Origin of the sequence: Pseudomonas sp. D8002 (genome assembly GCF_013385695.1) — a bacterium.
Lineage (GTDB): Bacteria > Pseudomonadota > Gammaproteobacteria > Pseudomonadales > Pseudomonadaceae > Aquipseudomonas.
Map to the genome: position 1 here is coordinate 31407 of NZ_JACAPM010000005.1, position 13431 is coordinate 44837.

Here is a 13431-nt window from a genome sequence, read left to right on the forward strand (position 1 = left end):
GACTTCTGTAATCACTGGAACTGAGCGATGGAACTGGCCCAACTGAAAATGGTGAAAGCCGTGGCACAAACCGGCAGCGTGGCCCAGGCCGCCCTGCAACTGCACTGCGTGCCGTCCAACATCACCACACGCATCAAGCAACTGGAAAGCGAGTTGGGTACCCCGCTGTTCATTCGCGCCGGGCGCGGGTTGGCGATCAGTGCCGCAGGGGAAGTGTTTCTCGACTACTGCGAGCGCATCCTCGCGCTGGTGGAAGAGTCCAAGCGTGCCGTCGACAGCAACGCGATTCCCCGCGGCAAGCTGCGCATCGGCGCAGTGGAATCCAGCGCCAGTGGCCGCCTGCCGCCGCTGCTGGCCGAATACCATCGACGTTATCCACAAGTGGAGCTGGAACTGGTGACCGGTGCCTGGGCGCAGTTACTCGATGACCTGCAACATCACCGCATCGACGCCGCGCTGGTGGCCGCCGGCGGCAAACGCCCGAAGCTCGAACAAAGCGTGGTCTACAGCGAGCGCCTGGTGCTGATTACCAGCGCCTCCAGCGCACCCATCGAGGACGCCCGGGACCTGGCCGGCCGCACGCTGCTGGTGTGGCCGCCCGGCTGCCCGTATCGCGCCGCCCTGGAGAACTGGCTCAAGCCCCACGACATCAAGCCTGCCATCGCGAGTTATGCCAGTTGGGGCACGATCATTGGCTGCGTCAGCGCGGGGATTGGCGTGGCACTGGCGCCGGAAGGCATCCTGGCGCGCTACGAGCAGGCCAACCAATTGACGTCCTACCGCTTCGACGAATTGGCGGCGGTGGATAACCTGCTGTTCTGGCACAAGGACACCCAACGCCACCTGGCGCGGGATGCCTTTGCGGGGCTGTTGCGGGAGACTTTCGGCTAACCGGTTTTCGCCCCGCTACGCGCGGGCGCAGCAGCATCTTCAGCCTTTTGCGGGGACCAGCCTGGCGTACTGGTCCTGGCTGATCCAGCCCTTGGAAGAGCGGCCTTCGCCATTGATGAACTCGACCTGGGCCCAGCCATCCTTAAACGCCAGTACCGCGACCACATCGTCCTTGACCACGTAGGCACGATGGCTGGCCTTGGCGTCCGGGGTCTTCTGCAGGAAGGCCTTGTCGGACGAAACGGTCACCAGGCCAATCCATTTCTTGGCAGCGGTTTGGGTCAGGTCCAGGCCGGTGGCAATTTCCGGCATCAACACGTTGATGCAGCCGGGATGTTCGCGGCCCTTCTCCACGGTCAGCATCACACCGTCCGAGGAGGCCGCGACGGTACCCGGATAGGCCTCATCCAGCCATGTCGACACCGATGCCTTCGCACCGTCGACCTTGCCCTGCAGGAAGAACGTGCACGAGCGGGTCACGCCCTCGCCCATTTCCTCGGCATAAAACCCCTCCACCTGATGCTCGGGCGTCACGGCCAGCATCAGCCCTTCGTACTTGCCCGAGTGCAGCGTAGCGGCAAACGCCGGCGCACCAGCAGCAACACACACGAAAGAGGCAACCAGCAATCGGGACACGCAACGTTTGAACGGCATTCTATTTTTTCCCTTCAAGTGCTTCGTAGGCTTTTTTGATGCGTTGGTCATAGTCGCCATAATCCTTGCCGTTATAGTTCAGCGCCATGGCGGCGTAATCCTTGTTCTTCATGGCCTTGACCAGGGCCGGGCTCTGGCTGCAAAAACCGAGGAAGGCCTTTAGTTGATGCCCGGCATTAATCTTCATGGCCACCACAAATTCAAACACCGTTTTATAACCGCATGCCGTGAAGTTGGAGCCCATAATCTGAAACATGCCCCAGGAGGCCGACTTCAAGGCCGCTTCCTGATCCAACGCAAAGGCGGTGGCCATGGTTTCCCAGGCCTTGGTCTGGTCCTTGTTATTGGCCTTCCACTGGGGCCCGGCCTTCTTCACGTAGGGGTACGACAACAGCGGGTGGGTCTGGTCGTATTTACTCTTGGTGTACTTGCGAAAATGGTGCCCTTCAAAGGCGATCACCGGCAACTTGGCCGGGCCGAACCCGGAGCGCCCGCCCGACTCCACCGTGGCGAAGGCCTTGATAATATTGACCGAAATCCCGTTACCCAACTGCGCGGCAGCGTTCTGGAAGTCCGTATCCGTCAGCGTCGTGCCGCCGTCGCACGTGGCCTGGAGCATCATCTGCCGGTTGCGCCGCTCGGCCTCGATCATTGCCCGCATGCGGTCCAGATAGTGGTCGACCGTGGCCTGGACCATGTCCGCGCCGGTGTTGCCGAACACATTGAGGAACGTCGGAATACGCAGGGTCGGGTTCGGCTTGACCGGCACCTTCACCGCTTCTTCGATCAGGCTATTGAAGGTGCGCCCGGTAGGGTCGATGACACCATCGGGATGCGCGTATTTGAGGTGGCGGAACTGATACTGGCTGATGCACTGCACCAACTGGCCGTCGCACTTGCCATTTTCCGCCAGGGGGAAACCCAACTTGGGAATGATCAAGTTGAATAAATACTGGATGCATTGAACATCGGCGGGCAAGTTGCGGGCTTTGCCCGGCGCACCGACGGAAGCGCTGATGAGAGTGGGCAACCCTTGCAGGCTTTTCATTACTGACATCCTTGTTAGTTGGAGTAGATGAGCCATAAAGCGCCATCACTTTAATATCATCCATGTGCCACTGACATATTTAGAAATATGTCGCTGGCGCAAACTAACAAGGCGAATTTGGCTTGTCCAGCGCAAGGTTTAAGGATGTGAGCAATCCCTCACTGACGTCGTCCCTGGGAATAATTTTTAAACGGACTGGGCACTTTGCCACTACCTGCGCTACTGTCTGTTTCGCAGGATGCATTGTCGTCCTGACATCTAACAATGACGTCCAGGGACTGACATGAAATCGACCTTTATTGCCTGTGCCATCAGCGGATTGCTCTTCGTCTCGCCAAACACCCACGCAGAAGATTTTGCGGGCTACTTGCTCAAGGCGGTAACGCCAAAAGGTCCGCAATGGCAAACCAAAAACGATGACGAGATGGCATCAGCGTTCGCGAATGCCGGGGTAAAACGATACAAGTGGTCTGCCGACACCGGAAAAGACGAGATCACCCTGTTTGTGTTGCCGGGCCAGAATCAACCGCCAAGCGCGGCCCGTGATTCCGATACCCGGGCCGCCGAGAAGAACTGCAAAACACATATCAGCCAGACTGACATGGGAGATACCAGCACCCCGTATATGGGCTGGTCGGTGATCTGCACACAGGCGAACGGCAACGTCATGACCTTGAGGCATTTTGCCTATCAATTGGGGGGCGACACGTACAAGGTTTCCAGGACCTGGAGAGAAATGCCTTCAGAACAAACCGTTGCACAATGGAGCGCAACGCTCGCCAGCATCGCCGACCACATCAACAGCACTAAGCCGTGACACAGGAGGTGCCCATGCGTTGGCTAATCGTGGTATCGACTGTCCTGCTGCTGTTCGGCTGTGCATCCAAACCGCCTGTGGCGCCGCCGGACCTGTCCCGCCCGTCGATCGCCGAGACAAAGTCGGTGGTGTTTGCAGGGAAAACATACGTCCTGAAATACCAGGCCCGGGGCAACGTTCCGCTCTGGGAATATTTCCTCGCACCAGAAAGCGTCAACGCCTGGAGCGAACTGGTGGATTTTCGCCTCGCGCCGCCCCAGAGCACCGGCAACGAGCCCCGGGATCTTGCCAACCTGACCGCGCAGGCCCACAAACAGGAATACCCCAACCTTCCGGTGGAGATGTTTTCAGACGAGAAAACCGATGCGATCTACGTGCTGCTGTTTTATCCGACCTCCACACGCAAGGACGGCAGCTTCTTTGAGTTCAATATCTTCAAATACTACAAGGACAACGGGACCGGCCAAATCATCAGCTTCCACTTTGCCAAGAACATCCCGTCCGACACGCCTGCCGCACGACAGGAGTTGCCCGGGCACATGGCGAGGTTGCGCGCAGAAGTGATTCCGGCCATGGGAGAGTTCCCGCTGTACCGTCAGTAACCCTGATGAGCGAACAGCAGAAATCGCTTCGCAGATGACGATTGTCAGCGAAGGGCTTCATAAAAGTATTTTTTGAATCAAGGAGGGTTGCGTTATGGAGGCAACCCCACCAGCCACACCCCGGCACACAATGTTCCCGCTGTGGCTGCTGCCTTCCGGCTCTGACCAGGTTCACGGGTAATCGTTGCGGGGGGACCGATGGGGTCACCATAACGACGCTCGCCTCTCGGCAAGCCGCGCCATTGTACCGATCTCATCGGAAGTTACAACCGTTGGCGCGGGATTAAAAATATCTGATGGTTCAAGTACTTGGCTGCAGGAGCAAGCTTGCTCCTACAAAAGCACGACCTCGTCCGCCCGACCGCCCTCTTGCTGGATCACCAGGTGAATGAAGTGCAGCTTGGCAATCACCGCCGGCGGCAGGACGAACGGATAGAAATCCGGCTGGCCCATGCTGCGGGACAGTTCGTTGAGCATGCCGGCCAGTTCGATCCACGCATTGACGAATGACAGGAACGCCGTGCCGCCGGGATGCCCGGGGTCGTAGAGGGTGCTGAGGGGGAACGGCTGGTAATCCAGGTCCATCTCCCGGGCGCTCATGCCGAAGCCCAGCGCGGTGTCGACGGCGTCCATCATGTGCAGGTAATGCGCCCAGGTTTCCGCCCAGTCTTCCCACGGGTGCATGGTGGCGTAGGCGCTGACGCAGGTTTGCTGCCAGTCCGGGCGCGGGCCGTTCTGGTAGTGCTGCTCCAGGGCGTCGGCGTAGCTGGCGCGCTCGTCACCGAACAGCGTGCGGAACGGCTCCAGCCAATGGCTGTTGGCGATCAGGCGGTCCCAGTAGTAATGGCCGACCTCGTGACGGAAGTGACCGAGCAAGGTGCGGTAAGGCTCGCGCATCTGTACGCGAATTTTCTCACGGTGGGCGTCGTCGGCTTCCTTGATGTCGAGGGTGATCAGGCCATTGGCGTGGCCGGTGGTGGGCGCGTTGCCTTCCAGGTCGATGCCGACAAAATCGAAGGCCAGGCCGGTGTCTTCATCGACCGTCTTGGGAATCACCTGCAAGCCCAGGCTGATGAGTTGGGCCACCAGACGACGCTTGGCGGTTTCGACCTTGCGCCAGCGTTCGGGGTTTTCGGAGATCGACAGGTCGGGAATGGTGCGGTTCAGGCTGCAGGCCACGCACAAGACCTGGCCGTTGTCGGCGGGCAGCAGCCAGTTGCAGGCGGCCGGCGTGTCGAGGTTGGCGCAGCGGCGAAAGGCACCGGCTTCAGGGTCGGCGTCCAGCAGCCAGGTATCGGCATACGGGCCGGGCTGCAGGGAGGACAGGCGACTCTGCTCCGGCTGATAGCCCAGCAGCGCCGAGCAGGCCAGGCACTGGCTGTTGCGAAAGAACAGCGATTGCCCACAGCGGCACTGCCAGACCTTGCTGTTGCGCGAGGTCTCGGCCATGAACGGTGCGGCGATGCGCGAACTGAGTTGTTCGAAGAAGCGGTACATGGCGATCTCTCCGGGAGGCTTGCCAATACTAGAGCATTGCCCGAGAGAGATCGTTCCCACGCTCTGCGTGGGAATGCATCCTGTGACGCTCCGCGTCGCAACTTTAGAGCGGACGCAGAGCGTCCAGGGCGGCGTTCCCACGCAGGGCGTGGGAACGATCATCAGACTGTGATGTTGTGCTTGGCCAAAAATGCCACGAACGCCTCTTCATCCAGCACTTTCAAGCCCAGCTCAGTGGCCTTGGCCAGCTTCGAACCCGCGCCCGGCCCGGCGACCACGCAATGGGTTTTCGCCGACACCGAGCCCGCCACCTTGGCGCCCAGGCTTTCGAGTTTTTCCTTGGCAACATCGCGACTCATCAGTTCCAGGGAGCCGGTGAGCACCCAGGTGTGACCGGCCTCGGGCAAGCCTTCGACGACTTTCTTCTCACTCTGCCAGTGCATGCCGAAGTCCTTGAGCTGTTGCTCGATGGCCAGCGCGCGCCGGGCGTTTTCTTCAATATCAAAAAAGTCCCGGACGGCCTTGGCCTGCTTCTCCGGCAACGCCTGGCGCATGTCGAGCCAGTCGGCCTTGATCACGCCTTCGAGGGAGCCAAACTTGTCCGCCAGCTTCTGCGCGGCGCCCGGCCCTACGGACGGTACGTGCAGCTTGTCGAGCAAGCCGCCCAACGTGGTGCTGGCCGCAAACTCGGCGCTCAGGTCGCCCTGCTCCTGCAACTCCAGGCCGCACTCGTCCCTCGAGATCAGGGCGCCAATCACATCCTGGTTATGGCTGTCTTCAAAGAAGCTGTGAATCTCGTGGGCCACTTCCAGGCCAACGTCCGGCAAGTACGTCAGCACTTCCGGCAAGGCCTGCTGCACGCGCTCCAGGGATGCCAGCGAGCGCGCCAGCACCTTGGCCGTCTCCTCGCCCACATCGGGAATGCCCAGGGCGTAGATAAACCGTGCGAGGGTTGGCGTCTTGCTGTTTTCAATAGAGGCAATCAGCTTCTTGCTGGAAACGTCGGCAAAACCTTCCAGGTCGATGATCTGTTCGTACTTGAGCTTGTAGAGATCCGCCGGCGAGCCGATGAGTTTTTCGTCCACCAGTTGCTCGATGGTCTTGTCGCCCAGGCCATCGATGTCCATGGCCCGGCGCGAAACGAAATGGATGATCGCCTGCTTGAGCTGCGCACCACAGGCCAGGCGCCCGACGCAGCGGTATACCGCGCCTTCGCTGACGGTTTCCTTACCCTTGCTGCGCTTGACCAGTTGCGTGCGCTCAACGTGGGAGCCGCACACCGGGCAGCTCTCGGGGATCTGCACCGCGCGGGCGTTTTCCGGGCGACGCTCGGTGACAACCGACACCACCTGGGGGATTACGTCACCGGCACGGCGGATGATCACGGTGTCGCCGATCATCAGGCCCAGGCGCGCCACTTCGTCCATGTTGTGCAAGGTGGCATTGGACACGGTCACACCCGCGACCTTGACCGGCTTCAAGCGTGCCACGGGCGTCACAGCGCCGGTGCGGCCGACCTGGAATTCAACGTCAAGCAGCTCGGTCAGCTCTTCCATGGCCGGGAATTTATGGGCAATTGCCCAGCGCGGCTCGCGGGCACGAAAGCCCAGCTCCCGCTGGTAGGCAATGCTGTTGACCTTGAACACCACGCCGTCGATTTCATAGGGCAAGGCGTTGCGGCGCTCACCGATATCGCGGTAGTAGTCGAGGCAATCCTGAATCCCCTTGGCCAGCTTCAGCTCATGGCTGATGGGCATGCCCCACTTCTTCAGCTGTTGCAGGTTGCCGATGTGGGTGTCGCTGATATCCGTGGTCACGCCATAGCAGCAGAATTCCAGCGGACGGCTGGCGGTGATCTTCGAGTCCAGCTGACGCAGGCTACCCGCCGCCGCGTTGCGCGGGTTGGCGAAAGTCTTGCCGCCAACTTCCAGCTGGGTGGCGTTCAGCCGCTCGAAACCGGCCTTGGACATGAATACTTCGCCGCGCACTTCGAGGGTCGCCGGCCAGCCGGTGCCGTGCAGTTTCAAAGGAATGTTGCGCACGGTACGCACGTTGACGCTGATGTCTTCGCCAGTGGTGCCATCGCCACGGGTGGCGCCACGCACCAGCTCACCGTCCTGATACAGCAGGCTGACCGCCAGGCCATCGAGCTTCGGCTCGCAGCTGTACTCCACCGCTGCGCCACCGCCAAACAGGTCGCCCACGGGCAGGTCCAGGCCTTCAGTGACCCGGCGATCGAATTCCAGCATGGTGCTTTCATCAAAGGCGTTGCCGAGGCTGAGCATCGGGATTTCGTGGCGTACCTGAGTGAACGCAGACAATGCCGCACTGCCGACCCGCTGCGTCGGTGAATCACGGGTTACCAGCTCCGGGTGCTCGGCTTCAAGCGCCTTGAGCTCGTGGAACAAACGGTCGTACTCGGCGTCCGGAATGCTCGGCTCGTCGAGGACGTGGTAACGGTAGTTGTGCTGATCCAGTTCAGCGCGCAGTTCGAGGATGCGGGTGTGGGCGGCGGTCATGGGTGTTCTCTCATAAAGCAAAAGAGCAGCCGAAGCTGCTCAATATGTTAGTGCATGGATTCTACAGGCAACGCTTAAGCTTGGACCTTAGCGCTTCTGTGTCAGGGCACGACGCTCGAACTCGACGATGCGCTGACGGTAATGCTCGATGGTCTGGGCGGTCAGGACACTGCGTTGATCGTCCTTGAGTTCGCCGTTGAGTTCCTGGGACAGCTTGCGAGCTGCCGCCACCATCACGTCGAACGCTTGTTTCGGGTGACGCGGGCCCGGCAAGCCGAGGAAGAAGCTCACCGCCGGAGTGCTGAAATGGTCGATGTCGTCCAGATCGAAGATGCCCGGCTTGACCGCATTGGCCATGGAGAACAGGACTTCACCGTTGCCGGCCATGCTTTCGTGGCGATGGAAAATATCCATCTCGCCAAAGCGCAGGCCGCTTTCCAGAATATTCTGCAGCAGGGCCGGGCCCTTGAAGCCGGCGGCGTCACGGCAGATCACGCTGATCACCAGCACCTCTTCGGCAGCCGGCTGGTCCTTGACGGATTCTTTATGGGCGCTCTTGGCCGGGGACTCATCCGGGAAGTCGTCATCACGGCTGCTGAAGCTCGGGCCTTCTTCCAGGTCCAGGTTCAGGTCGCCCTGGGATGGCTCGCTGGCCGCGCTGCGCTTGCCGCGCTTGGGTTCACGGGCTTCACGCACCGGTGCGCTCATCGACGGCAGGTCGTGCTCGTCCAGGTGAGGTTCTTTATGGTTGTCCAGGACACGCGGTGGCCCCAGCAGCTCGGCGCTGCCGTCGTCGTCCGGCAAATTGGACAGGTTGCGGTCCAGGCGAAATTTCAACTTGCCCTTGCCGCCACGCATCCGGCGCCAGCCATCAAAAAGAATACCGGCAATGACAATAATGCCGATGACGATCAGCCACTCGCGCAGACCGATTTCCATGTAATCCCGTGCCTCTAATAAAAAATGCTGAAAAATAAGGGGTTTAGCACCGTGCAAACCGCTTTAAAACGTGGCGCCAACTCTATGTTCTGAATGACGTTTTGCCCACGCATACGAAAATTTGACATTAAACTAGCACGACCAAAGATAACTTTACACCGTCTGTCAAAATGCCTTGAACAAATATGTCCATTTGCCACTTTTCCCAGACCGGTAAATCACCTTACGTCCTGCTGAAAATCCTCCTTCGACCTGCGGCTCAGGATTCCACCAGCGCCATCGCCTCTTCGACATCCACCGCCACCAATCGCGAACAGCCCGGCTCGTGCATCGTCACGCCCATCAATTGATCGGCCATTTCCATGGCGATCTTGTTGTGGGTGATATAGATGAACTGCACCGTCTGGGACATCTCTTTAACCAGTCGGGCGTACCGTCCAACGTTAGCGTCATCCAGCGGGGCGTCAACTTCGTCGAGCATGCAAAACGGCGCCGGGTTCAACTTGAAGATCGCAAATACCAGGGCCAATGCGGTCAGTGCCTTCTCGCCACCAGACAACAAATGGATGGTGCTGTTCTTCTTGCCCGGAGGCCGCGCCATGATCGTTACCCCTGTATCGAGTAGATCTTCGCCCGTCAGTTCCAAGTAAGCGCTGCCACCACCGAAAACTTTCGGGAATAACGCCTGTAAACCGCCATTAATCTGATCAAAGGTATCTTTGAAGCGATTACGGGTTTCCTTGTCGATCTTGCGGATCACGTTCTCCAGGGTGTCCAGCGCTTCGACAAGATCGGCGTTCTGCGCATCCAGATAACGTTTGCGCTCGGACTGCTGCTGGTACTCGTCGATGGCCGCGAGGTTGATCGCGCCGAGTCGTTGAATGCGCGCGGCAATCCGCTCAAGTTCTTCTTCGGCTTCTTTCTCGTTGGCCTCGGCGGTCAGGGTATTGAGCACGCCGTGCAGGTCGTAGCCGTCTTCCAGCAACTGGTCTTGCAGGGTTTTGCGGCGCACCGTCAGGGCCTGCCATTCCATGCGCTGCTGTTCGAGCTGGCCCCGGATCAGTTGCGACTGTTGCTCGGCCTGGGTCCGGCGTTTTTCCGCGTCGCGCAGTTCGCGGTCGGCGTCTTCCAGGGCGATCTGGGCGGTCTTGAGCTCTTCGTCGACGGTCATGCGCTTGTCGAGCAACTCTTCAAGCTTCAGGCGCAGCTCTTCCAGCGGGGCCTCGCCCTCCTCCAGGTTGAGGCTCAGTTGCTCGCGTTTTTCGGTCAGGCGTTCGGACTGCATTTCCAGGCGCTCAAGGGCCTGGCGCGTGGAGTCGTGCTGCGCCCGCAGGGAGCCGAGGCGCACGGCCAATTGATGGGCGTGATCCTTGTGCTGGCGAGCTTCCTGGCGCACCCGATCGAGGCGCTCGCGCAAGCTGTCGCGCTGGGCCAGCAGCAGCTCGCGTTGCTCGGTGTCCAGGGCCATGCTGTCGAGGGCTTCCTGCAGTTGCAGGCGTGCTTCGCCGACTTGTTCGTGTTCGAGGGCGCGTTGCTCGCCCATCTCCGCCACTTCTTCGTCGAGCCGGGTGCGGCGCAGGGTCAGTTGCTCGACCTTGGCCTTGCTCGCCGAGAGCTGGGCTTTCAATTCGCCCTGCTGGCGCGCTTCGTCCTGCAACAGCCGGCGCAGGTGTTCGCGGCCGGTCTCTTGCTGGCGCTGGGTGGCGCGCAGGGTTTGCAGCTGGTTTTCCAGGGACTCGAGTGTGGCTTCGCGCTCTTCGCGCTCGGCGGTCAGGTTGACGATTTCCTGGCCACGGGCCAATACGCCGCTTTCCGCTTCGCTGGCACGCCGTACCCGCAAAAAGTGCCGGCCGACCCAAAAGCCATCACGGCTGATCAGGCTTTGCCCGGCGGCCAACTGCCCGCGCTGGGCCAGGGCCTGCTCAAGGCTGTCGACCGGCTTGACCTGGCCGAGCCAGGGCGACAGGTCAATCGCCGCCTCCACTTTATCCAGCAGGCTGCCCGGCACGCGAGTGCCGTCCGCCGCCGGGCTGAGCAAACGCAGATCGCCCTGGGCAAAACCCGCCAGGTCAAACCCGCCAAAATCATCCACCAGCACCGCTTGCAGGTCGGCGCCGAGCACGGTTTCCACCGCCAGCTCCCAACCGGCTTCAACCTTCAGGCCTTCGGCCAGGCGCGGACGCTCGGCCAGGTGTTGGTCACGCAGCCATTCAGCCGTGCCGGTGCCCGGGTCAAGCGCCGCTTGCTGCAAGGCTTCCAGGGAAGCCAACCGGCCGTTGAGCCGCTGCAAATCGCCCTGGGCCTGCTGCTGTGCCTGGGTCGCCTGCTGCAGTTGCTGACGCAATTGCTCGAGGCGCTCCACTTGTTGTTCTTCGCTGGCTTCCAGCTCTTCCAGCGTCATTTCGCTTTCGGCGAGTTTCTCGCTCAGTTCGAGGATCGCTGCATCTTCCGGGTCGGCAGCGAGCAGCACGCGCTCTTCCACCAGGCGCCGCTGACGCTCGGCCAGGCGCTCCATGCTGGTTTCCAGTTGCTGGATGCGTGACTGCTGCACCTCAGCCTGGCGGCGCGGCTCGGCAGATTGCAGGTTGAACGTGTCCCACTGCTCCTGCCAGGCGTGCATGGTGGTTTCGGATTCTTCCAGGGCCGCAGCGGCTTCCTCGGCAGCGGCGCTGGTGACTTCCTGCTCGGGAGTGAGCATGTCCAGCTCCTCCCCAAGGGTCAGCAGCAAGGTGCGGTCGTGGCCCAGGTGCGATTCGGTTTCCAGGCGCGCACGCTCGGCTTCTTTCAAGTCGTCCTGCAACTGGCGCAAACGCTGCTGGCCGTGCTGGATGCTCTGCTCGACCCGGGCGATATCGCCGCCCACCGAATAGAAGCGCCCCTGCACCAGATTGAAGCGCTCGGACAGGTCATGGTGACCGTCCCGCAGGCGTTCGATGCTGGCGTCGGCATTGCGCTGCTCGGCCACCAGGGCTTCGAAGCTGATTTCCTGGGTGCCGATGATTGCTTCGCGCTGGCCCACCTGGTCATTCAACGCCTGCCAGCGCAGGGCCGACAGTTGCGCCTTGAGCTGACGCTCCTCGCCCTTGTATTCCTGATACTTCTCGGCGGCCTGGGCCTGGCGGTGCAGGCGCTCCAGCTGGCGCTCCAGCTCTTCACGCAGGTCAGTCAGGCGGGCAAGGTTTTCATGGGTGCGGCGGATACGGTTTTCGGTCTCGCGCCGGCGCTCCTTGTACTTGGAGATGCCGGCCGCTTCCTCGATAAAGTTACGCAGGTCTTCGGGCTTGGCTTCGATCAGCTTGGAGATCATCCCCTGTTCGATGATCGAATAGCTGCGCGGGCCCAGGCCGGTACCGAGGAAGATGTCGGTGATGTCCCGGCGGCGACACTTGGTGCCGTTGAGGAAGTAGCTGTTCTGGCTGTCGCGGGTCACTTTGCGGCGAATGGAGATTTCCGCATAGGCCGCGTACTCGCCCACCAGAGTGCCGTCGGAATTGTCGAACACCAGTTCGATGCTGGCCTGGCTCACCGGCTTGCGGCTGGTGGAGCCGTTGAAGATGACGTCGGTCATCGACTCGCCACGCAGGTTTTTTGCGGAGCTCTCGCCCATCACCCAGCGTACGGCGTCGATGATGTTCGACTTGCCGCAGCCATTGGGCCCGACCACTGCCGCCATGTTACTGGGGAAGTTCACCGTGGTCGGGTCGACGAAGGATTTGAACCCCGCCAGTTTGATGCACTTGAGCCGCACGCTTAGGCTTCCGCCAACGCAGCAATGACCAGCGAGCAACTGCGCTCGCCGTAGGCCGAGAGCACCAGGCGAATCTGCGGCAGGTCACGGGCCAGCACGGCGGCGAGCAATTGCTCGAACAGCACCAGGTACTCGCTCATGGACGCCTTGCGCTGATCCAGCGCCAGGTAATAGGCGCGGTTCATCGCCGGCTGCAGGTTCTCGACGGTTTCCTGCAGGTACGGGTTGTTGGCGAACGGATAGGCGGCACGCATCACGTTGAAGCTCTCTTCGACGAAGGCGCGGATGTCCTGGCGTTCGAAGCTGGCGATCAGGCGCTGCTGGATTTGCACGAACGGCGCCATGTCGGCCTGGGTCTGCCAGCCGGCGGCGACCGCATTGCCCAACAGGATGTACAGCTCGCCCATCAGCGTGCACAGGCTTTGCACCTTGTGGGCCGTCAGCTCGGTGACGTGGGCGCCACGGCGCGGCAGGATCGCAATCAGGTGCCGGCGCTCGAGGATCAGCAAGGCTTCGCGCACGGAACCACGACTGACATTCAGCGCCAGTGTGACCTTCTGCTCCTGGATCCGCTCCCCAGGCTTGAGATCGCCGCGAATGATACGTTCGGCGAGGTGGTGAGCGATTTGCTCGGCAAGACTATCCGGCGCCTTGAACGTCATGTTTTCCCTTCAAAATCTTCTATCGGTACAAGCGCGGCAGTGTAGCGCACTTGC

At 60.9% G+C, this 13431-nt stretch carries 10 protein-coding genes and 1 other RNA gene; 3 read left to right on the forward strand and 8 right to left on the reverse strand.

Annotated elements, in window-relative coordinates:
• Window positions 1-27: 27 nt before the first annotated feature.
• Window positions 28-891, forward strand: coding sequence for a LysR family transcriptional regulator (locus tag HX807_RS03155; protein ID WP_003219067.1), 864 nt, complete (start codon window positions 28-30; stop codon window positions 889-891).
• Window positions 892-930: 39 nt separating this feature from the next.
• Here HX807_RS03155 and HX807_RS03160 read toward each other — a convergent pair whose 3' ends face one another.
• Window positions 931-1545, reverse strand: coding sequence for a hypothetical protein (locus HX807_RS03160; protein WP_003219069.1), 615 nt, complete (start codon window positions 1543-1545; stop codon window positions 931-933).
• A 1-nt stretch (window position 1546) separates the two neighbouring features.
• Complete coding sequence (locus tag HX807_RS03165; protein ID WP_102368373.1) at window positions 1547-2593, reverse strand: N-acetylmuramidase family protein; 1047 nt, start codon at window positions 2591-2593, stop codon at window positions 1547-1549.
• 283 nt (window positions 2594-2876) lie between these two features.
• Between HX807_RS03165 and HX807_RS03170 the strand changes: the two genes are divergently transcribed.
• Both HX807_RS03170 and HX807_RS03175 read left to right on the forward strand, forming a co-directional pair.
• Window positions 2877-3410 carry a hypothetical protein gene (locus HX807_RS03170; RefSeq protein ID WP_003219072.1) on the forward strand — a complete coding sequence of 178 codons (534 nt, stop codon included), beginning with the start codon at window positions 2877-2879 and terminating at the stop codon, window positions 3408-3410.
• Between the two features lie 14 nt (window positions 3411-3424).
• Complete coding sequence (locus HX807_RS03175) at window positions 3425-4012, forward strand: hypothetical protein (protein ID WP_177008134.1); 588 nt, start codon at window positions 3425-3427, stop codon at window positions 4010-4012.
• 104 nt (window positions 4013-4116) lie between these two features.
• Here the strand turns inward: HX807_RS03175 and ffs are convergent.
• The 6 genes from ffs to HX807_RS03205 all read right to left on the reverse strand — a co-directional run bounded on the left by ffs (window position 4117) and on the right by HX807_RS03205 (window position 13377).
• Window positions 4117-4213: signal recognition particle sRNA small type (gene ffs, locus HX807_RS03180), an RNA gene on the reverse strand.
• 132 nt (window positions 4214-4345) lie between these two features.
• Entirely contained in the window at window positions 4346-5509 is a 1164-nt protein-coding gene (locus HX807_RS03185) for a putative zinc-binding metallopeptidase (RefSeq protein ID WP_177049221.1), read from the reverse strand.
• Window positions 5510-5670: 161 nt separating this feature from the next.
• Window positions 5671-8028 carry an NAD-dependent DNA ligase LigA gene (ligA, locus tag HX807_RS03190; protein WP_177049222.1) on the reverse strand — a complete coding sequence of 786 codons (2358 nt, stop codon included), beginning with the start codon at window positions 8026-8028 and terminating at the stop codon, window positions 5671-5673.
• Between the two features lie 87 nt (window positions 8029-8115).
• Entirely contained in the window at window positions 8116-8967 is an 852-nt protein-coding gene (zipA, locus tag HX807_RS03195) for a cell division protein ZipA (RefSeq protein WP_003219080.1), read from the reverse strand.
• A gap of 259 nt (window positions 8968-9226) precedes the next feature.
• The gene (smc, locus tag HX807_RS03200; protein WP_003219082.1) at window positions 9227-12715 is read right to left on the reverse strand and encodes a chromosome segregation protein SMC; all 3489 of its coding nucleotides are present in this window, start codon (window positions 12713-12715) and stop codon (window positions 9227-9229) included.
• 2 nt (window positions 12716-12717) lie between these two features.
• The gene (locus tag HX807_RS03205; RefSeq protein WP_003219085.1) at window positions 12718-13377 is read right to left on the reverse strand and encodes a GntR family transcriptional regulator; all 660 of its coding nucleotides are present in this window, start codon (window positions 13375-13377) and stop codon (window positions 12718-12720) included.
• Window positions 13378-13431 lie beyond the last annotated feature (54 nt).

Coding starts and splice junctions, on each gene's coding strand:
- HX807_RS03155 (WP_003219067.1), top strand. CDS start 28: ATGGAACTGGCCCAACTGAAAATGGTGAAAGCCGTGGCACAAACCGGC.
- HX807_RS03160 (WP_003219069.1), bottom strand. CDS start 1,545: ATGCCGTTCAAACGTTGCGTGTCCCGATTGCTGGTTGCCTCTTTCGTG.
- HX807_RS03165 (WP_102368373.1), bottom strand. CDS start 2,593: ATGAAAAGCCTGCAAGGGTTGCCCACTCTCATCAGCGCTTCCGTCGGT.
- HX807_RS03170 (WP_003219072.1), top strand. CDS start 2,877: ATGAAATCGACCTTTATTGCCTGTGCCATCAGCGGATTGCTCTTCGTC.
- HX807_RS03175 (WP_177008134.1), top strand. CDS start 3,425: ATGCGTTGGCTAATCGTGGTATCGACTGTCCTGCTGCTGTTCGGCTGT.
- HX807_RS03185 (WP_177049221.1), bottom strand. CDS start 5,509: ATGTACCGCTTCTTCGAACAACTCAGTTCGCGCATCGCCGCACCGTTC.
- ligA (WP_177049222.1), bottom strand. CDS start 8,028: ATGACCGCCGCCCACACCCGCATCCTCGAACTGCGCGCTGAACTGGAT.
- zipA (WP_003219080.1), bottom strand. CDS start 8,967: ATGGAAATCGGTCTGCGCGAGTGGCTGATCGTCATCGGCATTATTGTC.
- HX807_RS03205 (WP_003219085.1), bottom strand. CDS start 13,377: ATGACGTTCAAGGCGCCGGATAGTCTTGCCGAGCAAATCGCTCACCAC.